The 23,841-nt window shown below is 70.3% G+C and carries 20 protein-coding genes and 1 pseudogene; 12 read left to right on the plus strand and 9 right to left on the minus strand.

Going from position 1 to position 23,841, the window contains the following annotated elements; all coding sequences use genetic code 11:
* Positions 1-19 precede the first annotated feature (19 nt).
* From CP983_RS30985 to CP983_RS30995, 3 genes are read left to right on the plus strand one after another with little or no spacing between them, the layout of a single operon-like run.
* Positions 20-1,093: a sialidase family protein gene (locus CP983_RS30985; RefSeq protein WP_150503247.1), complete on the plus strand. Its 1,074-nt coding sequence runs from the start codon at positions 20-22 to the stop codon at positions 1,091-1,093.
* Positions 1,094-1,130: 37 nt separating this feature from the next.
* Positions 1,131-1,856 (plus strand): NADPH-dependent F420 reductase, encoded by a 726-nt coding sequence (npdG, locus tag CP983_RS30990; RefSeq protein WP_150503249.1) that lies wholly within the window; start codon positions 1,131-1,133, stop codon positions 1,854-1,856.
* Between the two features lie 53 nt (positions 1,857-1,909).
* Positions 1,910-2,095, plus strand: coding sequence for a hypothetical protein (locus CP983_RS30995; protein ID WP_107906921.1), 186 nt, complete (start codon positions 1,910-1,912; stop codon positions 2,093-2,095).
* Between the two features lies 1 nt (position 2,096).
* Here the strand turns inward: CP983_RS30995 and CP983_RS31000 are convergent, their stop codons facing one another.
* Positions 2,097-2,897 (minus strand): site-2 protease family protein, encoded by an 801-nt coding sequence (locus tag CP983_RS31000; protein WP_150503251.1) that lies wholly within the window; start codon positions 2,895-2,897, stop codon positions 2,097-2,099.
* A gap of 219 nt (positions 2,898-3,116) precedes the next feature.
* Here CP983_RS31000 and CP983_RS31005 point away from each other — a divergent pair, with 219 nt between their 5' ends.
* A complete protein-coding gene (locus CP983_RS31005; RefSeq protein ID WP_150503252.1) occupies positions 3,117-6,557 on the plus strand; it encodes an AfsR/SARP family transcriptional regulator in 3,441 nt (1,146 codons plus the stop codon).
* A 19-nt stretch (positions 6,558-6,576) separates the two neighbouring features.
* On the opposite strand, the gene CP983_RS31010 is transcribed toward CP983_RS31005, so the two are convergent.
* The 6 genes from CP983_RS31010 to CP983_RS31035 all read right to left on the minus strand — a co-directional run bounded on the left by CP983_RS31010 (position 6,577) and on the right by CP983_RS31035 (position 13,514).
* Positions 6,577-7,398, minus strand: a complete 822-nt coding sequence (locus tag CP983_RS31010) for an ABC transporter permease (RefSeq protein WP_150503254.1) — start codon at positions 7,396-7,398, stop codon at positions 6,577-6,579.
* Positions 7,395-8,420: an ATP-binding cassette domain-containing protein gene (locus tag CP983_RS31015; RefSeq protein WP_107906923.1), complete on the minus strand. Its 1,026-nt coding sequence runs from the start codon at positions 8,418-8,420 to the stop codon at positions 7,395-7,397. The genes CP983_RS31010 and CP983_RS31015 overlap by 4 nt, the downstream gene beginning before the upstream one ends.
* Before the next feature lie 180 nt (positions 8,421-8,600).
* On the minus strand, positions 8,601-9,824 hold the full coding sequence (locus CP983_RS31020) for an MFS transporter (protein WP_150503256.1): 1,224 nt from the start codon (positions 9,822-9,824) through the stop codon (positions 8,601-8,603).
* Positions 9,825-9,970: 146 nt separating this feature from the next.
* Positions 9,971-11,023 carry an endonuclease/exonuclease/phosphatase family protein gene (locus CP983_RS31025; protein ID WP_150503257.1) on the minus strand — a complete coding sequence of 351 codons (1,053 nt, stop codon included), beginning with the start codon at positions 11,021-11,023 and terminating at the stop codon, positions 9,971-9,973.
* A gap of 188 nt (positions 11,024-11,211) precedes the next feature.
* On the minus strand, positions 11,212-11,841 hold the full coding sequence (locus CP983_RS31030) for a TetR/AcrR family transcriptional regulator (RefSeq protein ID WP_107906925.1): 630 nt from the start codon (positions 11,839-11,841) through the stop codon (positions 11,212-11,214).
* A gap of 83 nt (positions 11,842-11,924) precedes the next feature.
* Complete coding sequence (locus CP983_RS31035) at positions 11,925-13,514, minus strand: MFS transporter (protein ID WP_163017008.1); 1,590 nt, start codon at positions 13,512-13,514, stop codon at positions 11,925-11,927.
* A 180-nt stretch (positions 13,515-13,694) separates the two neighbouring features.
* On the opposite strand from CP983_RS31035, the gene panB reads away from it, so the two are divergent.
* The 5 genes from panB (at position 13,695) to CP983_RS31060 (ending at position 18,170) form a co-directional block, all read left to right on the plus strand.
* A complete protein-coding gene (panB, locus tag CP983_RS31040) occupies positions 13,695-14,570 on the plus strand; it encodes a 3-methyl-2-oxobutanoate hydroxymethyltransferase (protein WP_107906927.1) in 876 nt (291 codons plus the stop codon).
* Between the two features lie 253 nt (positions 14,571-14,823).
* Entirely contained in the window at positions 14,824-16,053 is a 1,230-nt protein-coding gene (locus CP983_RS31045) for a helix-turn-helix domain-containing protein (RefSeq protein ID WP_150503259.1), read from the plus strand.
* A 56-nt stretch (positions 16,054-16,109) separates the two neighbouring features.
* On the plus strand, positions 16,110-16,550 hold the full coding sequence (locus CP983_RS44845; protein ID WP_229914731.1) for a hypothetical protein: 441 nt from the start codon (positions 16,110-16,112) through the stop codon (positions 16,548-16,550).
* Between the two features lie 243 nt (positions 16,551-16,793).
* Positions 16,794-17,255 (plus strand): glycine-rich domain-containing protein, encoded by a 462-nt coding sequence (locus CP983_RS31055; protein ID WP_150503261.1) that lies wholly within the window; start codon positions 16,794-16,796, stop codon positions 17,253-17,255.
* 87 nt (positions 17,256-17,342) lie between these two features.
* Entirely contained in the window at positions 17,343-18,170 is an 828-nt protein-coding gene (locus CP983_RS31060) for a phosphotransferase (RefSeq protein ID WP_150503263.1), read from the plus strand.
* A gap of 50 nt (positions 18,171-18,220) precedes the next feature.
* Here CP983_RS31060 and CP983_RS45260 read toward each other — a convergent pair.
* A pseudogene (locus tag CP983_RS45260) lies at positions 18,221-18,298 on the minus strand (glutamine synthetase); the annotation flags it as partial.
* 72 nt (positions 18,299-18,370) lie between these two features.
* Here CP983_RS45260 and CP983_RS31070 point away from each other — a divergent pair.
* Positions 18,371-18,787 carry a transposase gene (locus CP983_RS31070; protein WP_268256210.1) on the plus strand — a complete coding sequence of 139 codons (417 nt, stop codon included), beginning with the start codon at positions 18,371-18,373 and terminating at the stop codon, positions 18,785-18,787.
* A 194-nt stretch (positions 18,788-18,981) separates the two neighbouring features.
* On the plus strand, positions 18,982-20,853 hold the full coding sequence (locus tag CP983_RS31075; RefSeq protein WP_167537791.1) for a thiol-activated cytolysin family protein: 1,872 nt from the start codon (positions 18,982-18,984) through the stop codon (positions 20,851-20,853).
* Positions 20,854-20,908: 55 nt separating this feature from the next.
* Here CP983_RS31075 and CP983_RS31080 read toward each other — a convergent pair whose 3' ends face one another.
* The gene (locus CP983_RS31080; RefSeq protein WP_125526392.1) at positions 20,909-22,270 is read right to left on the minus strand and encodes a glutamine synthetase family protein; all 1,362 of its coding nucleotides are present in this window, start codon (positions 22,268-22,270) and stop codon (positions 20,909-20,911) included.
* 324 nt (positions 22,271-22,594) lie between these two features.
* Here CP983_RS31080 and CP983_RS31085 point away from each other — a divergent pair, with 324 nt between their 5' ends.
* Complete coding sequence (locus CP983_RS31085) at positions 22,595-23,785, plus strand: globin domain-containing protein (protein ID WP_150503267.1); 1,191 nt, start codon at positions 22,595-22,597, stop codon at positions 23,783-23,785.
* Positions 23,786-23,841 lie beyond the last annotated feature (56 nt).

The following is a 23,841-nucleotide window of genomic DNA, read 5'->3' on the forward strand; positions in this document are numbered from 1 at the left end:
GGCGATCCGAGGAGCCCCCATGACAGAGACCAGCGTCCCCTTCCGCGCCGGCCAAGAGGGCTACGCGAGCTTCCGCATCCCGGCCGTCGTCACCACCTCCACCGGCACCGTTCTCGCGTTCTGCGAGGGCCGGGTCAACTCCGCGAGCGACCACGGGCACATCGACATCGTGCTCAAGCGCTCCACGGACGGCGGCCGCACCTGGGGTCCCCTCGCGGTGGTCGCCGACAACAACTGGCACCTCGCCGGCAACCCCGCCCCCGTCGTCCTGGACACCGGCCGCATCCTGCTCGTCTACATCCGCAACCACGCCACCGCCACCGAGGCCGGCATCCTGCGCGGCGAGGTGAGCGACGCCGACGGCCGCCGGATCTGGGTGCGGCACAGCGACGACGACGGCGTCACCTGGTCGAGCTCGAAGGAGATCACCGCGCAGGTGAAGAGGCCGGGCTGGCGCTGGTACGCCACCACGCCCGGCCACGCGATCCAGCTGAGCACCGGCCGGGTCGTCGTCGCCGCCAACCACACGATCCCGCCCGCCGGCGACGACATCGGCACCGAACCCAGGTACAACAGCGGCCACTGCCTGCTCAGCGACGACCGCGGCGCCACCTGGAGCATCGGCTACATCGACGAGAACACCGACGGCTACATCAACGTCAACGAGACCACCGCCGCCGAACTCCCCGACGGCCGCGTCTACTTCAACACCCGCAACGACTCCGTCTCGCCCGGCAACCGCGCCGACGCCTACTCCGAGGACGGCGGCACGACCCTGACCAGACCCTTCCGCCCGCAGGCCGGCCTCGTCGCCCCCATCTGCGAGGGCAGCGTGCTCCAGCTCCGCGACCCCGACGTGCTCCTGTTCTCCGGCCCCGCCGACCCCGGCGCCCGCGCCCTGATGACGATCCGCGCCTCCACCGACCACGGCGTCACCTGGCGGTCCGCCCACCCGGTGGACGGACTGCCCGCCGCCTACTCGGACCTGACCCGGATCGACGAGGAGACGGTCGGACTCCTCTACGAGACCGGCGACTTCGGCCCCTACGAGAGCATCACCTTCCGCCGGGTACCCGTGAACCGGCTCACCTGAGCCGTCGGCGTGGCCGGGGCGGACGTAAAGTCGGCCCATGACCTCTACCGACAGTGCACAGCAGCCCGCCGACGCGCCCGCGAAGGCCCCGGCCAAGGACCCCTGGGACCTCCCGGACGTCTCCGGGCTCGTCGTCGGCGTGCTCGGCGGGACCGGGCCGCAGGGCAAGGGCCTGGCCTACCGGCTCGCCCGGGCCGGCCAGAAGGTGATCATCGGCTCGCGGGCCGCCGAGCGCGCGCAGGCGGCCGCCGAGGAGCTCGGGCACGGCATCGAGGGCGCCGAGAACGCCGAGTGCGCTCGCCGCAGCGACATCGTGATCGTCGCCGTGCCGTGGGAAGGCCACGGCAAGACCCTGGAAGCGCTCCGCGAGGACCTCGTCGGCAAGCTGGTCGTCGACTGCGTCAACCCGCTCGGATTCGACAAGAAGGGCGCCTACGCCCTCAAGCCGGAGGAGGGCAGCGCCGCCGAGCAGGCCGCCGCCCTGCTGCCGGACTCCCGGGTGACGGCTGCCTTCCACCATCTGTCGGCGGTCCTGCTGGAGGACCCGGAGATCGACGAGATCGACACCGACGTCATGGTGCTCGGCGAGGTCCGCGCCGACGTGGAGATCGTCCAGGCGCTGGCCGGCCGGATCCCCGGCATGCGCGGCATCTTCGCGGGGCGGTTGCGCAACGCTCACCAGGTGGAGGCGCTGGTCGCGAACCTGATCTCGGTGAACCGCCGCTACAAGGCGCACGCCGGACTCCGCGTCACGGACGTATGAGCCGATGGGGGACACTGTCCGGGTAGCAGTGTCCCCCGAAGGAGCCGAGTGAAATGCCCCGCCTTGGTGTCTATGCCCTGATCGTCTGTGTGCTGGCCGTGGTCGCGGCCGTGGTCTCCTTCGCGCAGGGCAGCTGGCTGGGGATCGTGTGGGTGCTGCTCGCGGGCCTTTCGTCGAACATGACCTGGTACTACTTCAAGCGCGCCAAGGACGAGCGGCGCGGCTCCGCCGCCGGCTGAGTCACTGCGCGATCGAGCAGATCTCGTTCGAGTCCCGCCAGAAGCGGAACAGGTCGTAGCCGCAGTAGGTGTCGAAGTCGCTGATGCCGAGGCCGCGCAGGATCGTGTCGATCGCGTCGAAGAAGGCGCTGTTGACCGACGGCACCCACAGCAGCGCGAACACGAACAGCAGGCCGAACGGAGCGAACGGCTCCACCTGGCGCTTGACGTTGTGCGACAGCCAGGGCTCGATCACGCCGTAGCCGTCCAGGCCCGGGACCGGCAGGAAGTTCAGGATCGCGGCCGTCACCTGGAGCAGCGCGAGGAAGGCGAGCGCGAAGCGGAAGTCCCGCGGCACACCGTCGAGGGCGCCCAGCCAGAACGGGGCCGTGCACACGACCGCGAACAGCACGTTCGTCAGCGGGCCCGCCGCCGAGATCAGACTGTGCCGCCAGCGCCCCCGGATCCGGCCGCGCTCGATGAATACAGCACCGCCCGGCAGACCGATGCCGCCCATGATCACGAAGATGACCGGGAGCACGATGCTGAGCAGCGCGTGCGTGTACTTCAGCGGGTTGAGCGTGAGGTAGCCCTTCGCGCCGACCGAGATGTCGCCGCTGTGCAGGGCGGTACGCGCGTGTGCGTACTCGTGCAGACACAGCGACACGATCCAGGCCGCCGTCACGAACAGGAACACGGCCAGCCCGGGCTGCTCGGCGAACCCGGTCCAGGTGGCCCAGCCCGTCACCGCCGTGACGGCGACGATCCCGACGAAGACGGGGCTGATCCGCCGCTCGCTGCGGCGGCTGAGGGCGGTGGTCATGGGGCTCCCTGAGCTCTTGTGCACGCGGGACCGCGTGGGGACCTGCCCGACCGTACCGGGCCTACGCGGAAAACGTCTCGCGGTGGGGCACCGGTTCCGGAGAGGGTGGAGCCAAACTGCCCGCCCGCGCCGACCGCCCGGCCGGGCCGCACCCGCTCCGCCGGGGCCGCCGCGCCTCGGACCCCAACCCTGTGACCGTCCCCGAGCCCACCAGAGACAATGGATCCCGTGCGCTATCGCATTCTCGGCACCACCCAGGTACTCCGCCCCGACGGCCGCCCCGTTCCGGTCGGCGGGGCGCGGCTTCGTGCCCTGCTGACCGTGCTGGCACTGCGGGCCGGCCGGACCGTGCCCGTGGGGCTGCTGGTCGACGAGGTGTGGGGCGACGAGCCGCCCGCCGACGCGACGGGCGCGCTCCAGGCGCTGGTGGGGCGGTTGCGCCGGGCCCTCGGGGCGGACGCGATCCTCTCCGCCGAGGGCGGCTACCGGCTCGCCGCCGCGCCCGACGACATCGACCTGAACCGCTTCGAGCGGCTCGTCGGCGAGGGCACGCGCGCGCTCGCCGACGGCGACCCCGCCAAGGCGGCCGGCGTCCTCGACGACGCCCTCGCCCTGTGGCACGGCCCGGCCCTCGCCGACCTCCCCGACCACACCGCGGAGGCGGCCCGCCAGGAGACCCGTCGCCTGGACGCCCTCCGCACCCGGCACACCGCCGCCCTCGCCCTCGGCCACGCCGAGCAGTCCCTGCCCGAGCTGACCGCCCTGTGCGACACCCACCCGCTGGACGAGCCCCTCCAGGCCCTGCGCCTGCGCGCCCTGCGCGACGCGGGCCGCACGGCGGAGGCCCTGGTCGCCTACGAGGACGTACGACGCCTCCTGGCGGACCGGCTCGGCTCGGACCCGGGCCCGGAACTGCGCGCCCTGCACGGCGAGTTGCTCCGGCCGACGGAGGAGGGGCGGGGGACCGCGCCGCGCGCAGGCGGGGGCCACGCGTCGAAGTCCCCGCCGCAGAAACCCGCTGACCAGGGCACAGCAGGGTCCGGCACACCGCACCCCGCGCCCGTCCCCGGCTCCGCGAGCGCGCTCCTGCCCGGTCGCATCGACCCGTCCGGCCCTGGCGTCCCGCGCGCCGCCCCCGCCGACCCGCCCGCGGGCAACCTCCGCGCCCGCCTCACCTCCTTCGTCGGCCGCGAGAGCGACATCGACGCCATTCGCGGCGACCTCACCGCTGCCCGGCTGGTCACCCTGCTCGGTCCCGGCGGTGCCGGGAAGACACGGCTGTCGCAGGAGGCCGCCGAGCGGGTGCGGGACGGGGCGCCGGACGGGGTGTGGCTGGCCGAGCTCGCGCCGGTCGACGACCCCGCGGCCGTACCGGAGGCCGTGCTCACCGCCGTGGGCGCCCGCGAGACCGTGCTGTACGGCGCCGGAGCCGAGGCCATGCGGGCCGGCACCGACCGCCACGACGACCCGGTCGACCGCCTCGCCGAGCACTGCGCCAAACGCCGGATGCTGCTGATCCTCGACAACTGCGAGCATGTCGTCGAGGCCGCCGCCCGCCTCGTGGAGGCGCTGCTGGAGCGCTGCCCCGAGCTGACCGTGCTCGCCACCAGCCGTGAACCCCTCGGCGTACCGGGCGAGTTGCTGCGCCCCGTCGAACCGCTGCCCGAGCCGTTCGCGCTGAGGTTGCTCGCCGACCGGGGAGCCGCGGCGCGGCCGGGCTTCCGGGTCGAGGTCGACGAGGAGACCGCCGCGGCGTGCGCCGAGATCTGCCGGCGCCTCGACGGCCTGCCCCTCGCCATCGAACTCGCCGCCGCCCGCCTGCGCATGCTCACGCCCCGCCAGATCGCCGACCGGCTCGACGACCGCTTCCGGCTGCTCACCTCCGGCAGCCGTACCGTCCTGCCCCGCCAGCAGACGCTGCGGGCCGTCGTCGACTGGTCCTGGGAACTGCTCGACGAGGACGAACGCGAGGTGCTGCGGCGGCTGTCGGTCTTCGCGGGCGGCTGCGACCTCGCCGCCGCCGAGGCCGTGTGCGGGCCGTCCGCCCTGGAGGCGCTCGGCTCCCTCGTCGACAAGTCCCTGGTCGTGGCCGCTCCCTCGGGCGACGGCGAGATGCGCTACCGGCTCCTGGAGACCGTCGCCGAATACGCCGGCGAACGGCTCGACGAGGCCGGACAGCGCGCGGAGGCCGGGCGCGCGCACCAGACGTACTACCGCGAACTCGCCCGCACCACCGACCCGTTGCTGCGCGGCCCCGGCCAGCTCGCCGCCGTCCAGCGGCTGGAGCGCGAGTACGAGAACCTGCGCACCGCCCTGCGCCACGCCGTTGCCGGCCGCGAGGAGCAGGAGGCGTTGTGCATGATCCTGTCCCTGGCCTGGTACTGGCAGATGCGCGACCTGAAGATCGAGGCCCGCAACTGGTCCCGGGAGATCATGGACCTCGGCCCCGACCCGTTCCCCGAGACGCCCCGCCCCGCCGCCCCCGTGTGGGAGCGCTGCACGGACAGCCCGCCGCCGTGGACCGGGGAGGTCCTCGCCGAGGCCCGGCGCGGCCTGCATCTGGTCCATCTGGCCTGTATGGACACCGAACTGGACGTCTGGCAGTCCCCCGAGGCGCAGACGAAGCTGCGGTCCATCGCCGCCACCTACGAACCCGGCCAGCCGCAGACCTGCCGCGTCCCCGGCATGCTCTGGTTCTTCGCCGTCATGCTCTCCGGGGACGTGTCGCGGCTGCGCACGGTCGTCGACGCCACCGTCCGCACCTCCCGCGAGACGCCCGGCTACGAGTGGGAGCTCGCCTCCAGCCTGCAGTGGCGGGCCAACCTGTACGCCAACCGCAGCGACTGGGCGGGCGACGCGACCCGGGACGCCGAGGAGTCGCTGGAGATCTTCCGCCGGCTCGGCGATCTGTGGGGCACCGCCGAGGCGTTCTCCGCGCGGGCCGAGGCCTATGAACGCAAGGGCCGGCACGACCTGGCGGCCGAGGACTACCGGGCGGCGATCGAGGTCGCCGAGCGCCTCGGCGCCCGCGCCCAGCAGTCGGTCCTCAGGGCCCGGCTCGGCAGCGCCCTGATGGAGACCGGCGATCCCGAGCAGGGCGAGGTGTTGCTGCGCGAGGTGATCGCGGGACAGGAGGGCGCCGCCAACGAGGCGATGCCCGCCGCGCGGCTCTTCCTCGCCGGGTGGCTCGCCATGACCGGCCGGACCACCGAGTCGCGCGAGCAGATCCGGCTGCTGCGCGAGCAGTTCAAGATCGCGCACTTCGTCATCTTCGACGGCTTCATCCTCGGCATGGAGGCGTTCGTGGAGATCGCCGACGACCGCTACGAGGCCGGCCTGACCAAGGTCCGCCTCGCCCTGGAGCGGGCCGAGGAGCCGCTGTCGCAGACCATCGCCCCGCACATGCCCGCGATGTACCTGCACGTCGCCGCGGTCGCCATGGCCGGCGCCGACGGCGGGAGCCGCGCCCGCGACGGGGCCCGCTGCCTCGCCGCCGGCGACGCGCTGCTTCCCGACAACCACGCCCCGACGACCGTGGAGCGCGAGACCCGCGCCAGGGCCGCGAAGGCGCTGCGCGCCGCACTCGGCGACGAGGCGTTCGAGGCGGCGTACGAGGAAGGCGGCGGACTCTCCCCCCGGGAGGCCGCCGCCCTCGTCTGACCCGTCCGCGCGGTGGACGTCAGCTCTTCGTACGGAACTTGTGGATCGCGACCGGCGCCATGACCGCTGTGATCGCCACCGACCAGCCGAGCGTCACCCACAGGTCGTGCGCGACCGGCCCGCCCACCATCAGGCCGCGCGAGGCGTCCGCGAGGGTGGACAGCGGGTTGTAGTCGGTGAAGCCCTGGAGCCAGCCCGGCATCGAGTCCGTCGGCGCGAAGATCGACGAGCCGAACTGGAGCGGGAACAGCACCAGGAAGCCCATCGCCTGCACGGACTGCGCGCTCTTCATGATCACGCCGAGGGTGAGGAACACCCACATGATCGACGAGGCGAACGCCGTGGACAGGGCCACGGTCGCCAGCAGCCCCGGCCAGCTGGTGATGTCGAAGCCGACCAGGACGGCGACGATCATCAGTACGGCGGTGGCGAACAGCATCCGCAGCAGTTCCACGGAGATCTTCGCGAAGAGCACCGAGCCGCGCCCGATGGGCAGGGACCGGAAGCGGTCCATGACACCGGAGTTGAAGTCCTGGCTGAAGCCGGTACCGACACCCTGGGAGAGCGTCATGCTCATCATCGCGATCATGCCGGGGATCACGTACTGCACGTACTGGTCCTGGCCGCCGCCGAGCGCCTGCCCGATCGAGCCGCCGAAGACGAACACGAACAGCAGGGTGAAGATGACCGGCATCAGCAGCGCGTCGGCCATCGACTCCGGGTCCTGCCGGATCCACAGCAGGTTGCGGCGCACGAGCGCGCCGGTGTGCCTCAGGTGCCCGCGCAGCGGGATGCGCGCGTCGTCCTTGATGCCGGCATTGGTCATGGTGGTGGCGCTCATACGGCGACCTCCTCGCGGTCGTCGGTGGGCACGGTGTCCTGCGGGGCACTGGCGCGGTGGCCGGTGAGGGACAGGAACACCTCGTCGAGGCTGGGCAGTTCGGTGGTGATGGAGGCGAGCGTGATGCCTCGGGAGGTGATGGCGCCGACCACGGCCGTCAGCTGCTCGTCGCTGAGGATCGGGATCAGCAGGGTGCCGCCCGCGGTGTCCACGGTGGTGGCGGCCAGCCCGGTGATGCCGAGGTCGTCGAGGTACCCGGCGAGCGGGCGCAGCTGGAGCGGGTCGACCGGGCGGACCCTGAGCGTCCGCCCGCCCACCTTGGCCTTGAGCTCCTCGATGCCGCCGCCGGCGACGACCTTGCCCCGGTCGACGACGGTCAGCTCGGTGGCGAGCTGCTCGGCCTCCTCCATGTACTGAGTGGTCAGCAGCACGGTCACGCCGTCCCCGACCATGGCCTTGACCTCGTCCCACACCTCGTTGCGGGTGCGGGGGTCGAGCCCGGTGGTGGGCTCGTCGAGGAACAGCACGGCCGGCCGGCCGATCATGGAGGCGGCCAGGTCGAGCCGGCGGCGCATACCGCCGGAATAGGTGGAGGCGGGCCGCTTGGCCGCCTCCGTCAGCGAGAACCGCTCCAGCAGCTCGTCGGCACGCGTGCGTGCCTCCTTGCGCGGCAGGTCGAGCAGCCGCCCGATCAGATACAGGTTCTCCCACCCCGGGAGCTTCTCGTCCACGGAGGCGTACTGCCCGGTCAGCCCGATCACGCGGCGCAGCTGCCGCGGCTGGCGCACCACGTCGTACCCGACGACGGTCGCCTGCCCGGCGTCCGGCGCCAGCAGTGTCGACAGGATCCGCACCAGGGTGGTCTTGCCCGCCCCGTTCGGTCCCAGCACCCCCATGACGGTGCCCTCACGTACATCCAGGTCCACACCGTCCAGAGCCTTGGTCTCGCCGTAGTGCTTGACCAACCCCCGCACGGAGACGGCGCTGGCCGCGCCGCCCGGCTTCATGTCGATTCGCGTCATGGCAACGACAGTGCCAGTCCCCACCGACAAACCACCGACAGCCCACCGACACGCCCGACAAGGGACCTACGGATAGCGCCGTGAAGGGGCGCGGGGAACTGCGCGACCAGCCACGACGGCGCGGCACCCGACCGACGGCACACCGCGCCACATCCGTAGTCGCGCCCTACCCGGACGACCTCAGCGCTGAACCGTTTCGGCCGGCCGAGGAACCCGCCCCGCAACCACCCGCGCCCGCCCGGAGGACGCAGCACCCCGCCGCCGGTCCACGGCATACGCCGCCCCGGCCACGCCGAGCCCCAGCACCGCCAGTACCGCGCCCGCCAGCGCCGGGGACGTCACCCCGAAGCCCGCCGCGAGGGCCAGCCCGCCGATCCAGGCGCCGCCCGCATTCGCGAGGTTGAACGCCGCCTGGTTGGCAGAGGACGCCAGCGACGGAGCCGACGCCGCCTTCTCCATCACCATCAGGTTCAGCGGCGAGCCCGTCACGAACGCCGCCATGCCGAGCAGGGTCACCGCCAGTGCCGCACTCCACGCCGTGGACATCAGCAGCGGGAACAGCGCCAGGACCACCGCCAGCGAGATCAGGCCCCCGAACAGCGTCCCCCGCATCGCGTGGTCCGCCAGCCGCCCGCCCAGCAGGTTGCCGACGGTCGCACCCACACCGAACAGCGCCAGCAGCAGCGTCACACTGCTGTCGGCGTACCCGGCGGCGTCCGTCAGCATCGGCGTGACATAGCTGTACGCGGCGAAGAGCGCCCCGAAGCCCGCGACCGTCGTGCCGAGCGCCAGCCACACCGGCACCGAGCGCAGCGCGGCCAGCTCGCCGCGCAGCCCGGCGGCCGGGGCGGCGTTCTCCTGTGCTCGCGGGATGAGCAGCGCCAGCGACGCCATCGCCGCCAGCCCGATCGCGCTCACGCCGAGGAACGTGGCCCGCCAGCCCAGGTGCTGCCCCAGGAGCGTGCCCGCCGGCACGCCCGCGATGTTGGCCACGGTCAGGCCGAGGAACATCAGCGACACGGAGCGGGCCTTGCGCTCCGGCGCGACCATGCTCGTCGCCACGACCGCGCCGACGCCGAAGAAGGCGCCGTGCGGCAGGCCGCTCAGGAAGCGGGCGGCGATCAGCCAGTCGTAGTCCGGGGCGAACGCGGACAGGGCGTTGCCCGCGACGAACAGGGCCATGAGGCCGATCAGTACGGTGCGGCGCGGCATCCGCGCCGTGACCGCGGCGAGCAGCGGGGCGCCGATGACGACGCCGAGGGCGTAGGCCGAGACCAGATGCCCGGCGGTGGGGATCGAGATGTCCAGGTCGCCCGCGACTTCGGGCAGCAGGCCCATCATCACGAACTCGGTCGTACCGATACCGAACGCGCCCACGGCGAGGGCGAGCAGGGCCAGGGGCATGGAGGGCCGTTGCCTTTCGGGGTGTAGAGAGCGGTGTTCCGCGACTTCGTATGTTCAAGTACGGAACAAAGTCTCTCAGGCGCAGTATTCCGGCAGCTGACAGCCCGGTTGCAAACACCCGTCCAGACGGCGCTGACCTGGGATTTTCAGGACGCGGATGTGTCGACCTTCACACGCGCCGCGATCGGCAGATGGTCGCTGCCCGTCTCCGGCAGCGTCCACGAGCTCATCGGCTCGATGCCCTTCACCATGATCTGGTCGATCCGCGCCATCGGGAACGACGCCGGCCAGCTGAATCCCATCCCGCTGCCCGAGGCGCCCTGCGTGGACCGCATCTGGGCGGTGATGGCCCGCAGCGCGCGGTCGTTCATCGTGCCGTTCAGGTCGCCGAGCAGGACGGCCTTCTGCAGCGGCTCGTCGGCGATGGCCTCGCCCAGAGCGTCGGCGCTCTTGTCGCGCTGCCGGGCGGTGAACCCGGCCTCCATCTTCACGCGCACCGACGGCAGATGGGCCACGTACACCGCGACCTGCCCGGCCGGCGTGGTCACCGCGGCCCGCATGGCGCGGGTCCAGCCCAGCTGGATGTCGACGGACCGGACGCCGCTCAGCGGGTACTTGCTCCACAGCCCGACCGTGCCCTGCACCGAGTGGTACTTGTACGTCGACGCCAGCGCCTTCTCGTACGTCGGGACCGCGTCGGCCGTCAGCTCCTCCAGCGCCACGACGTCCGCGCCGGACGCGGCGACGTCCTGGGCGGTGTCGGCGGGATCGGGGTTGTCGGCGTTGACGTTGTGCGTGGCCACCGTCAGATCGCCGCCGGAGCCGGTCTTGTCGCTGAGCTGGCCGCCGAAGAGGTTCAGCCAGACGATCGCCGGCAGCAGCACCGCGATCAGCGCGGTCGCGGACTTGCGGACCAGGCCCAGCACTACGAGCACCGGGATGAGCAGGCCCAGCCAGGGCAGGAACGTCTCGATCAGGGAGCCGAGGTTGCCGATGGCGTTCGGGATCCGTGCGTGCAGCCCCATCACCAGGGCGAGAACCACCGCGACGGCGGCCAGCACGATCCCGCGCCGCCAGATGTGCGGGTCGCCCCGCCAGCCCGAGATCAGGCGTCCTGGCAGGCGCCGGAACCCGGATTCCCGGCGGTCGGGCTCCGAGCCGCCGCTGTCCGTCTCCGTCACGTACGCCTGCTGCGCCATACCGTCGCCTCACTACCTGCCGTGCACACCGTCGTCCCCCCGCGCCCATAGAAACCCTAGGGGATGATCGGCTCCGTTCATGCCGTACTCATGACGGCCGTACGGGGTCGAGGACGTACAAGTCGGCGTCCGGAGTTCCGGTCACGGGCGGGGAAAGCGCGCTCTGTGACGAAACGCGCACATGCGTACTACGGAGTGCGCGAACTGACGGGCCGTAGACCTTCGAGGACGGCGTCGACCATCTGCTCCGACAGCCCTTCGGGAAGATCGGCGTCCGGGCGCATGACGGCACGCACCAGCATCGGGCCGAAGATCATGTCGTTCAGCACGTCGACGTCGATGTCCGTGCGCAGTTCGCCGCCCTCCTGCCCGCGGCGCAGGATCGCGTGCTGTGTCCTGCGCCGCGGCTCGACGACGATCGAGTGGTAGGCGTCCCAGATCTTCGGGCTGCTCTTCATCTGGGCGATGACGTTGTGCATGAGCACCGACGACCGGGTCATCAGGCCGCGTTGGCGCAACTGCTCCAGCAGCGTCACGAGATCGTCGCGCACCGAGGTGCCGGGCAGTTCGGGGTCCGGGGGCTCGGCGGCGCGCACGACGTCGACGAAGAGCTCCTCCTTGCCGTTCCAGCGGCGGTAGATGGTGGCCTTGCCGACGCCGGCGGTGCGGGCGATGCGCTCGATGGAAAGCTCCGCGAGCGGCACGCCCTCCTCCAGCAGTCTGATGACGCCCTCGATGATGGACCGCTCCACGGCCTCGCTGCGGGGGCGGCCCCGGCCGGGTCCTTCCGGCCGGGGATGACTGTCGGCGAGGCTCACTTGGTCGGTCCTTTCCGTGGGCTGTGCTGATTGTCCCCCGGGTACGGCACCGTGGCGCGCGCCGGCCGCATGAGCGCGTTCCGCTACTCCGAGGCCACCAACTCCTGCTCCTCCTCGCTCTTCTGCGCGGCCGCGGGCCGTCCCGGCAGGAACAGCGCCACGACCACCGCGCCGAGCACCGCGATCCCGGCGCCCCACAGCGCCGTGATGTGCATGGCGTGCAGGAACGCGTCGTGCGCCGGGCCGATGAGGGCCTCGCCGCGCGGGCCGAGCCGGTCGGCGACGCCGAGCGTGGCCTCGATGGACTCGCCCGCCGTGTGCCGTACGCCCGCGGGCAGCGCGCCGAGCCGGTCCTCGATGCCGTTGCGGTACGCCGTCGACAGGACCGAGCCGAGGACGGCGATGCCGAGGGCGCCTCCGACCTGGCGGAAGGTGTTGCTCAGCGCGGAGGCGGAACCGGCCTTCTCGCGGGGCAGGGCCTGCATGATGACGACGCTGACGGGCGTCATGATGTGGGCCATCGCAGCGCCCATGAAGAAGAACACGACCTCAAGCAGCCAGATCGGCGTGTCCGCCTCGAAGGTCGCGAACGCGGCCAGCGTGAGCGCGATCAGCAGCATGGCGCCGGTCGTCGTGGCCCGGTTGCCGAACCGGTCGACCAGCAGCCGGGCGCGCGGCGCGAAGATCATCTGCGCGGCGGCCAGCGGCAGCATCAGCAGACCGGTCTCCAGCGGCGAGTAGCCGCGCACGCTCTGGGTGTAGAAGACCGAGAAGAACGTCACGCCCATCAGCGCGAAGAAGACCAGCGCGATGACGCCGATCGCGGCGGAGAAGACCTTGTTGCGGAAGTACGTGATGTCGACGGACGGATGGTCGCTGCGCTTCTCGAACACCACGAAGGCGGCGAGCACGGCGAGGCCGGCGGCGATCGTCGCGAGGACCGTCACGTCCGTGAAGTCGGCGAGCTGGCCGCCCTTGATGATGCCGTAGACGAGCAGGACCAGGCCGACGACGGAGAGCACCACGCCGATCGGGTCGATCCGGCCGGGGTTCGGGTCGCGCGAGTCCGGGACCAGCCACAGCATCAGCCCGAGCGCGAGGAGCACGATCGGCACGTTGATGAGGAAGACCGAACCCCACCAGAAGTGGTCGAGCAGCAGACCGCCCGTGATGGGGCCGATGGCGATGGCGAGTCCGACGCCGCCGGCCCAGATGCCGATGGCCTTGGGCTGCTCGTCCCGCTCGAAGACGTTCATCAGCACGGCGAGGGTGGCCGGCATGACGAAGGCCGCGCCGAGGCCCATCACCGCGCGGAAGGTGATCAGCTCACCGGGGGAGCCGGAGAACGCGGCGAGCGCGGAGCCGATGCCGAACACGGCGAGCCCGCCGAGCAGCACCTTCTTGCGGCCGAGTCGGTCACCCAGGATGCCCGCGCTGAACAGCAGGCCCGCGAAGACGAGGGTGTAGGCGTTGATCGCCCATTCCAGCTCGCTCTGCGTGGCGCCGAGGCCGGTCGGCGCGGGGGTCGAGATGGTCTTGATGGCGACGTTCAGGATGGAGTTGTCCAGCACGACGATCAGCAGGCTGAGCATCAGCACGCCGAGGATCGCCCAGCGGCGCCGGTGCACGGCCTCCGGTATCCGGGAGCCGGTGTCAGGGACGGGAGAAGTCATGCTGTCGAGCCTAGGAGATTTTCGATACGGAACCGTCTCGTATCTTAATTTCTTACCGAGAACTTACGCGGGGTGGATCTCACACGAGGGGGCCTGGCCCCGACTGGCACGAAGTGCCACCATGGAGAGGATCCGGGGACGCCGTCAGGGCGCCTCGAGATGACAGAAGGAGCCGTTGCAATGACGCAGCTTTCGGCTGCCCAGACGCCTCAGGCGAAGCCCTCCGACGGCAGCAAGGCGCTGTACGGGGGCAAGGGCACTCGGCGCATCACTGTTCGGGACATCGCCCTCGCCAAGGAGCGGGGCGAGAAGTGGCCCATGCTCACCGCCTACGACGCGATGACCGCGTCCGTCTTCGACGAGGCCGGCATCCCGGTCATGCTCGTCGGCGACTCGGCGGGCAACTGCCACCTCGGCTACGAGACCACCGTGCCCGTGACGCTCGACGAGATGACCATGCTCTCGGCGGCCGTCGTACGCGGCACCTCCCGCGCTCTCATCGTCGGCGACCTGCCCTTCGGCTCGTACCAGGAGGGCCCGGTGCAGGCGCTGCGCTCGGCGACCCGGCTGGTCAAGGAGGCCGGGGTCGGCGCCGTGAAGCTGGAGGGCGGCGAGCGCTCGCACGACCAGATCCGGCTCCTCGTCGAGTCCGGCATCCCGGTCATGGCGCACATCGGCCTGACCCCGCAGTCCGTCAACGCCATGGGCTACCGCGTCCAGGGCCGCGGCGAGGAGGCGGCCCAGCAACTGCTGCGCGACGCCAAGGCGGTCCAGGACGCGGGCGCGTTCGCGGTCGTCCTGGAGCTGGTCCCGGCGGAGCTGGCGGCCGAGGTGACGCGCGTCCTGCACATCCCGACCGTCGGCATCGGCGCCGGCCCGGAGACCGACGCACAGGTCCTGGTCTGGACGGACATGATGGGCCTGACCGGCGGCCGCGTCCCCAAGTTCGTCAAGCAGTACGCCGACCTGCGCCGGGCCATGGGCGACGCGGCGAAGGCGTTCGCGGACGACGTCGTCGGCGGCACGTTCCCGCTGGACGAGCACTCCGTCCACTGAGCCGGGCCTTCCGGCACCTCTGAGCTCGGCCCGCCGCCACCCCTGAACCACTGCGGCACCAAGCGCCCCGCCGATCTTCCCCCGTCGGCGGGGCGCCTCTCTGTGCTGACGGCTTCGGTGCCTGAATGAGGGGGAGTTGCCGCCTCTCGTTGGCAGTACCGGGGCACTTCTTCCGTTCCGCGATCGCGCACGACGCCCAATGCAAGTCATGGGTACCGTTCTGAGCAGAGTCGGAACGGATGGAGTCCCGCGCATGCTGGAAGAAGCCGAGGAGATCGGACGCCGTATTCGCCGGGCGCGGCTGCGCCTTGGCATGCCACAGGCAGACCTCGCCGTCGCTTTGGGAAAGTCTCAGGGGTGGGTGTCGAAGATGGAGCGCGGACAGATCGAGATAGACCGCGTTGGTCTGCTCAATGCCATTGCGGCCGAGTTGCACGTACACCCCAACGACCTGATCGGGCGCCCGTACACGAGCAGTCCCGCCGAGAACCAGTGGCAGGTCGCCGCCGGGTCCATCCTGCGGGAACTGCGCCGCTACGACCTCGCACCAGCATTCGACGGCACTCCCCGGACGTCCAGCGAGCTGTGGCGCGATATGACCAGGCTGCACCGTCTGAGGGACGCTGCCGCGAACACCGCCATCCTTCGGGTGCTGCCCGATCTGCTGCGCGAGGCGCGCGCCCTGGCCGAAGCCGCCGCGGGCCGTGAGCGCGAAGAGGCCTACGCTGTGTACGCCGTCGCCTGCAAGTTCGCCCACACTGCCGCGCACGCCCTCGGACACGCCGAACTGATCACCATGACCGCTGAGCGTGCGGCATGGTCCGCTCGGTTGTCCGGCGACCCCATCATGCCCGCGCTTGCTGATTGGATGCGCGTTTGGGACATGTGGACAACCGCGGATTGGGACGATTCCTTGTACCTGTCCGACAAGGCTCTGCGTGCCATTCAGGACGTGTACGACCATGGCGACCCGCTTGCCATCCGCATGTGGGGGTCACTCCAACTGCGTGCTGCCGTATCGGCGGCCCGAGCGGGCCGACCGTCTGAATCCGAGGATCGAATCGCGCACGCTCGCGCAGCCGCTGAGCGTATGCACGGGCGCCAAGGGCCGCCCGTCTACGACCGGCACTCCGTGACGTTCTCACCCGGCAACGTCCAGATTCACGCGATCAGCGTCGCGCTGGAGACCGGCGACCAAACACGGGCCCTTTCCCTCAACCGCCGCACCAGCCCCGACTTGGTTGCTGCGTTGCCGAACTCCCGCCAAGGGCACCATCACATGGACCTCGCTCGCGCATGGCTGTGGGACGGCAACCGCGACAAGGCACTGTTCGAACTGGAGACGGCCGAACGCATCGCCCCGCAACTGGTTCGCAACCATCCCATCGCGCGTTCGACGCTGCGCAGCATCGTCCACAACGAGCGCGCGACCACCCGAGAGAAGCTGCGCCGCATGTCGAACCGCTTCCATCTCGACGGATGAGGGTCGTATTCCTCTGATTCATGTTGGTCCCCTGACGCCCTTTTAACTTCAGGGGCATGAGTCGACGAGGAACCCCCTACCAGCCCTCACAAGGCGGCCAGTTAGGCACCGCCGCGCCCTTTCACCCCCGCCTTGGCGACCTTGCCCGAGACACATCGAAGGGCGGGCAAATCGGCGTCGTCATCACGCAGCCGGCCGAGGGAAGGAACACCTATCACCTGTGTCCGCCTGGCGGCGGCGACAAGTGGTCGGCGCCCAACGACGGCAACACGCTGCGCCCCGTGCAGCCCCAAGTCGCTTACGCCACGCCGCTAGAACGCGACGTTACGTACGACGCCCGCGCCCAACACGGTGGCCTGCCGATCACTGTCCACTACGACGACGGCGGCACCTCCGAGTCCCTGCTCGTTCTCGATCCATCCCAACTGGAGCTGTACCACTACCAGACTGGGCGCATCCTCACGCTGCGCGACGAGGACCTTGGGGGCCTGCTGTGAGCGATCGCCACAGCGCAGGCCACGAGCCCCGGCCGCTACGCGCTGACCCGTTCAGGCCAACCACGCCCCGTCTCTTCGCACCGACCTCGCAGTTCCCGACCTCCGCCAGGTGTCATCCCGGCCCGGCCGGGCGCCGTCCTGCGGCCAGATACGCCGCGCACCGCAGCCGAGGCTGCCAGCAGCGGGTCCGGCACGGCGCATGAACACATCCGATGCACCACCCAACACAAGGAGGTACGGAACGTGACCACAGCAGAGAGGCGCGCCGGGATCGACGCGCGGACGCTGATCAGTACGGAACTGCGGGAAACTCTGGTCGACAACATGCGCGCCAAGTTCCCGCAACTGACCGCGGGGCATGCCGACCGCGGCGTCGGACAGATGCTTGCCTTCCTCGCCGCGTGTGACTACAGCGAGAAGCCGCTCAGTCCATCCCCCCTCGTAGACGACTTCTGGCACGCCTTCCTGCTCCACACCAAGGCGTACCGGAGGTTCTGTGAGGAGAAGTTCGGCCGGTTCCTGGACCACCAGCCCGGATACCTCGACCCGGAGGAGCATGGGGGTGGCAAGGCCCTCCGCTCTCGGACGGTCGACGCGATCACACTCGCCGGGTACGAGATCGACATGGAGTTCTGGCCGGAGCTGGACCTCGCTGAGTGCTCGCAGTGCCACGCGAATTGCTCGAACAGCCCGTTCCGTCCCTGACGGTGCCCTGTCGGCCCCTGGGCCTGTGCCACGCTGTGGCCTGACCGGGGGCCGGCCCCCTTGCTCGACCAACGCAGGAGACCGCGGGTGGATCGAATCGAATGGCACGACCTACCAGCAGAAACCCGTACCGCCGTCGAGCGATACACGGGCCCGGTCGACGACGCTCGGACCGCGCCGCACGGCGTCATGTCCCGACTCGCCTGCACCGTCGACGCCCGAACCGGCCGCGCCTTCGTCAAGGGCACCCGCCACGATGACCCACAGGCGTGGGTCTACCGCCACGAGGCCAAGGTCACGCAGTTGGCGCCCCGCGCCCCGCGCGTACTGTGGGAGGTCGACGCCTGTGGATGGCAGCTCTACGGATACGAATACATCGAGGGCCGATACCCCGACCTGAGTCCGGGATCCAACGATCTCGCCGCCCTCGTGCACACGCTCACCGCTGTATCCCGAACGCCGTGGCCCGAGACTCTGAACAAGAAACCTCTTCACACGCGGTGGGCAGAATCCCTGCCCGAGGACGTAGCGAGCGGGTTGCGAGGCAGGGCACTCGCCCACACGGACATGTCTCCCCACAACATGCTCATGAGAGACGCTGACGAACTGCTTCTCCTGGACTGGGCGCTTGCCTGCCCTGCCCCTGCATGGGCAGACACGGCGCTGACGATCCCCCGGCTCATCTCGGCCGGGCACACACCGATGCAGGCCGAGGCGATCGCCTGGCAGATTCCCGCATACCGAGCGGCCGCGCCCGACACCCTCACCTTGTTCGCGCGCACGGTCCACACCGCATGGGAGGACTGGGAGCGCACACGTCCTATGCCTCACAGAGCCGCACTCACTGCCGCTGCCCGAACGTGGGCTACGCACCGCGAGGAAAGGGGGCTGGATGCCGCGGTCGATGGTCCGTGACCGGCGGCCCCAGCCGATGAATCAGCGGGAATCCACTCTGAGCTGTGCCAAGGCAGATTCTTCCCCAGCTCGAACGCCGTGACCCCGCCGCGGTACTTCTCCCACTCGGACTTCTTGTTGCGCAGGAAGTGACAATGGTCCGGAGCGGCCTGTCTGGATCGCGGTAGTCACAGCGCTGACGTGAGATCTCGCGGTCCTCATTGGTCATCACTGTCCGTCGCGGGCCGCAGCTGACGGGACCGAATCCGACTGACCGCGGCAAAAGGGGATTGAAAATCCGCCTCATCGTGGACGGACAGGGGTTGCTTCTGTCGGTCGGCATATCCGCCGCCAACCTCCACGACAGCCAGGCACTCATCCCGCTGGTCCGCGGCATTCCGCCCCTCCGTTCTCGACGCGGCCCGCGACGCCGGCGGCCCGGCAGGCTGCACGGCGATAAGGGATTCAGGGCGTCGAGTCATCCCGACGCCTGGGCCGACACTGCTGGGTCGTGGAGCGGACCGTGGCTGTCCGGCTGCCGACGCCTCCACCGCCGCTACGAGCGCAAGCCGGAACACTTCCTCACGTTTACCTCCATCGCCGCCACCATCACATGTCACCGCAGACTCACCAAGTGAAATGACGTCTTAGGTGGCATCAGCCTTTCGTGCTGGTGAGTCCGTGGGGAGCGGTATGCCCTGAGCCCATCAGAGGGGCCGTTGAATTGTATTGGGCTGGAATGGGTATGCTGCCCCACCTTCCGATCAATCCAGGCCGGTGCCAAACTGAGCCTCCTCAAGAGTGCGGGGAACACTCGAAAGAGGGGGAAATCATGCCGATCGAAAAAGGCGACCTCATTATCGGCGACGGACCCGATGTGTATTACATCGAGAATGACAGGCGCCGTCTGGTCCCCGATTACACGACCTTACTGGCGCTGGACTCCAAGGGCTGGGACGCCGTAAAACACGTGCTGGCAGACGAACTGCTCGCCGTCGAAATCGGTCCGCCCATTCCCTCGCTCGCGAACGGCAGTCTGCTCATCGGCACCGACGGAAAGTCCTTCCTGGCCCGGCGCGGGCAGCTCCACCCCGTCCCCGACGCGGCCACGCTCGCGCTGTTTCCCCGCCACCGCGCCGCCCAGCTGCGGCCCGGGGACCTCCAGCTCTTCCCCTCGCGTCTCGGCGAAAAGCTGCCCAGCGTGCACGACGTGAGCGCGGAGGTGCTGGCCATCGACACCTACATTCGCTCCCTCGCGCCACTGCCCTACCGGGACGACACCGACGAGGCCGGTCCGGTGGTGAAGCGCCCGGGTGTCACCGAGGTGGACGGTGTGGCGGTCGAGGTGTCGGAGCAGCGGATCCGCATGTCACGGCGGGTCTCCGACTTCGTAGAGATCAACCCCATTCCGGACGTCATGTGGGCGGGTGCACTCGTCACCGGGGCTTCGGTGGCCCCCGGCGCGCTGGCCCCCATTCCGCTGCAGCGCCATCCGGGCTGGATCACGGTCGCGACAAGCCTCACCAGCCCCGCCCCGAAATCCCAGTCCCGTCGGTTGAGCGAGCCGTCGTTGCGCGCCTACCAGGATGCGCTGACCGAGCTGATCCACGAGCTGAAGCCGCAGGACAGCGCGGCGGCCATTTCCTTCCAGCTGGAGAAGATAGACACCCTGGAAGAGGGGATGCTCCGGTTCGGCCTCAATCTCAAGGGTTCGGGGTGGGGAGTAGACGCCAAAGCCCAGCTGAATACCCGCGCGAGCCGGAGCACGACCTTCGGCTATTTCTCCCAGTCGTACTACCAGGTCACTTTTGACCCCGACGGATCACCGCCCCGATTCTTCGCGGACGATGTCACTCTGGACCAGGTAAAGGCCTATTGCGGCCCCGACAACCCACCGTGTCATATCGCCACGGTGACCTACGGCAGGCTGCTGACGTTCCTGGTGGACAGCGAGGCCACGAGCTTCGAGGTCAAGGCCGCGCTCAACGCGAGCTGGGAGTCGGCCGTTTCCGGCACGGCCGCCCTGACCGGGGAGCACAAAAACACCCTGTCGCGCAGTTCGGTGACGGCGGCCGTGCTGGGCGGATCGAGCGGTGTGGTCGGGGAGGTCATCACCAACCCGGTCGCGGGCCTCGTGCCCTGGATCCAGGGGCAGCTGGCCGTGAACAGGGATTTGCCCGTGGCGCCGATCCAGTACACGGTCCGCTATCTGGCGCCGCCGCACAACCTGGTGCAGGTCTCCCGCACGACCGATGTCGTCCGCATCGTCGACGCGAATGTGTACGGCGGGCGCGAGGCTGGGGGCACCTACAAGGTAGGTGAGGGCGACGGCAAGGGACCGGTTCCCACCGGGATCCGGGTGAACCGCGGGGACGAGGTCACGTTCACCGCGACCGGACGGGTCTGGGCGGGGTGGATGTTCATCGGCGCAACGGGACCAGAGGGCATCAGCGGCCCGCCCAAGTCGTGGTACCCGCTCCCCGATGGTGAGGGCGTACGGGGCTCCATGCTGATCGGCGGGTACGACAACGGCAAGTGGTTCCCCATCGGTTCGGGCGCCCGGGTGCACGTGCCCGCCGAGTCGGATGACTGTGAACTGTGGCTGCGGCTCAACGACGACGACATGACGAACGGCGACGGTGATTTCGACGTCACCGTGTCCGTCCGCCGACGTTTGCCGACCATTCCGGCGATGACTCAATAGCTGGCGCGCGCTGGGGGCCGGCCGCTGCTGAATGTCAGCCCCCAGCACTCGGTGCCTACAGAACCGGCAGGTTCTTCCGCAGCTCGAACGCGGTGACCTCCGAGCGGTACTCCTCCCACTCGCTCTTCTTGTTGCGCAGGAAGAAGTCGAAGACGTGTTCGCCCAGGGTTTCGGCGACCAGGTCGCTGTTCTCCATGAGGGTGAGGGCCTCGCCGAGGTTCTGCGGGAGAGGCTCGATGCCCATGGCGCGGCGTTCGGCGTTGGAGAGGGCCCAGACGTCGTCCTCGGCGCCCGGCGGGAGCTCGTAGCCCTCCTCGATGCCCTTCAGGCCCGCCGCGAGCAGGACGGCGTACGCCAGGTACGGGTTGGCGCCGGAGTCGATGGAGCGGACCTCCACGCGCGCGGAGCCGGTCTTGCCGGGCTTGTACATCGGGACGCGGACCAGGGCGCTGCGGTTGTTGTGGCCCCAGCAGATGTACGACGGGGCCTCGCCGCCGGCGCCGGCCGTGCGCTCCGAGCCGCCCCAGATGCGCTTGTAGGAGTTCACCCACTGGTTGGTGACGGCCGAGATCTCCGCCGCGTGCCGTAGCAGGCCCGCGATGAAGGAGCGGCCGACCTTGGAGAGCTGGTACTCGGAGCCCGACTCGTAGAAGGCGTTGCGGTCGCCCTCGAAGAGGGACAGGTGCGTGTGCATGCCGGAGCCCGGGTGCTCGGAGAACGGCTTCGGCATGAACGTCGCCTGCACGCCCTGCTCCAGCGCCACCTGCTTCATGACCAGGCGGAACGTCATGATGTTGTCGGCCGTGGAGAGCGCGTCGGCGTAGCGCAGGTCGATCTCCTGCTGGCCCGGCGCGCCCTCGTGGTGGGAGAACTCGACCGAGATGCCCATGGACTCCAGCATGGTGATCGCCTGGCGGCGGAAGTCCATGCCGATGTTCTGCGGGGTGTGGTCGAAGTAGCCGGAGTTGTCGGCCGGGGTGGGGCGCGTGCCGTCGAGCGGGCGGTCCTTCAGCAGGAAGAACTCGATCTCCGGGTGGGTGTAGAAGGTGAAGCCCAGGTCGGAGGTGCGGGCGAGGGCCCGCTTCAGGACGTAGCGCGGGTCCGCGAAGGACGGGGAGCCGTCCGGCATGAGGATGTCGCAGAACATGCGGGCCGTGCCGGGGGCCTCGGCGCGCCAGGGCAGGATCTGGAACGTCGACGGATCCGGCTTGGCGATCATGTCCGACTCGTATACGCGGGCGAAGCCCTCGATCGCCGAGCCGTCGAAGCCGATGCCCTCGTCGAAGGCCTGCTCCAGTTCGGCAGGGGCCACGGCCACGGACTTGAGGAAGCCCAGCACGTCCGTGAACCACAGGCGTACGAAACGGATGTCGCGCTCCTCCAACGTCCGGAGCACGAACTCCTGCTGCTTGTCCATCTTCCGCTTCCCCATCCTTGCTGGTCAGGCCGCCTGTCTCCGTGTCCCGCAGGAGGCGGTCGGGCACCTGAGCATCACACCACAACACCGTTTCAGGCGCGTTGCGGACCTTGATCGCCAGGGCGACCGCGGGTCGAACGTCCGGCCTACGACAGGTGTCCCGTCACGGCCCCGGTATGCCGGTGTACTACTCCGTCGCCCATCTTGCCTGCTCGGACCCCCATTCGTAATGCCCGGCCCCTCAGGACCCACCCCGCTTTAATTTGCATCTTGGATGCAAGTTTTAATGGAGGCACGGCACTCGACCGAGCCTGAGGAGACCTGATGCTGTCCGAGCAGTCCGCCGCCACCGTCCGCGCAACCCTTCCCGTCGTCGGGGCGGCCATCGGCGAGATCACCGAGCGCTTCTACGCCGGGATGTTCGCCGCCCGCCCCGAGCTGCTGCGCGACCTGTTCAACCGCGGCAACCAGGCGGCCGGCACCCAGCGCCAGGCGCTCGCGGGGTCGATCGCCGCCTTCGCGACGCACCTGGTGGCCCGCCCCGACGAGCGGCCCGACGCGATGCTGAGCCGGATCGCCCACAAGCACGCCTCCCTGGGCGTCACGGCGGACCAGTACGAGATCGTTCACGAGCACCTCTTCGCCGCCATCGTCGACGTGCTCGGCGAGGCCGTCACGCCCGAGGTCGCGGCCGCCTGGGACGAGGTCTACTGGCTGATGGCGAACGCGCTGATCGCGATCGAGAAGCGGCTGTACGAGGAGCAGGGCGGGAACGAGTGGCGGGAGTGGGAGGTCGTCGAGCGCGTCGAGGAGACCGCCGACGTCGCCACCTTCCGGCTGCGCCCCGCCGACGGCCGCCCGGCACCGGGCTTCCGGGCCGGGCAGTACGTCTCGGTGCAGGTGGAGCTGGCTGACGGGGCCCGGCAGATACGCCAGTACAGCCTCTCCGCCGCGCCCGGCTCACCGGTCCGCCAGTTCAGCGTGAAGCGGGTGCACGGCGAGGCGGGGCCCGACGGCGAGGTCTCCAACCACCTCCACGCGCACGTGGCGGCCGGCGACCGGCTGCGCCTGTCGGCGCCGTACGGCGATCTCGTGCTCACGGACCTCGCGGCCGACGCGCCGCTGCTCCTCGCCTCCGCCGGCATCGGCGTGACGCCGATGGTCGCCATGCTGGGCCAGCTCGCGGACCAGGGGCACCAGGGCCGGGTGCTGGTCGTGCACGGTGACCGCTCCCCCGCCGAGCACGCGCTGCGCGCGGACCACGAGGCGTACGCCGGGAAGCTGGCGGACGCGTCGGTCCACTTCTGGTACGAGGACGGCGCCGAGGCGGCCCACCGCACCGGCCTGGTCGACCTCACCGGCGTCGACGTGCCGCGGGGCACGCGCGCGTACCTGTGCGGTCCGCTGCCCTTCATGCGGGCGGTGCGCACCCAGCTGATCGAGCGGGGCGTGGCTCCGGCCGACATCCACTACGAGGTGTTCGGACCCGACCTCTGGCTGGCCCAGGCGGCCTGAAGCCGCACGGGGCTCCGGCCGGGCCGAGGCCGCAGGGGGCTCAGGGCCCGCGGCCG

The organism is Streptomyces chartreusis (genome assembly GCF_008704715.1).
GTDB lineage: Bacteria > Actinomycetota > Actinomycetes > Streptomycetales > Streptomycetaceae > Streptomyces > Streptomyces chartreusis.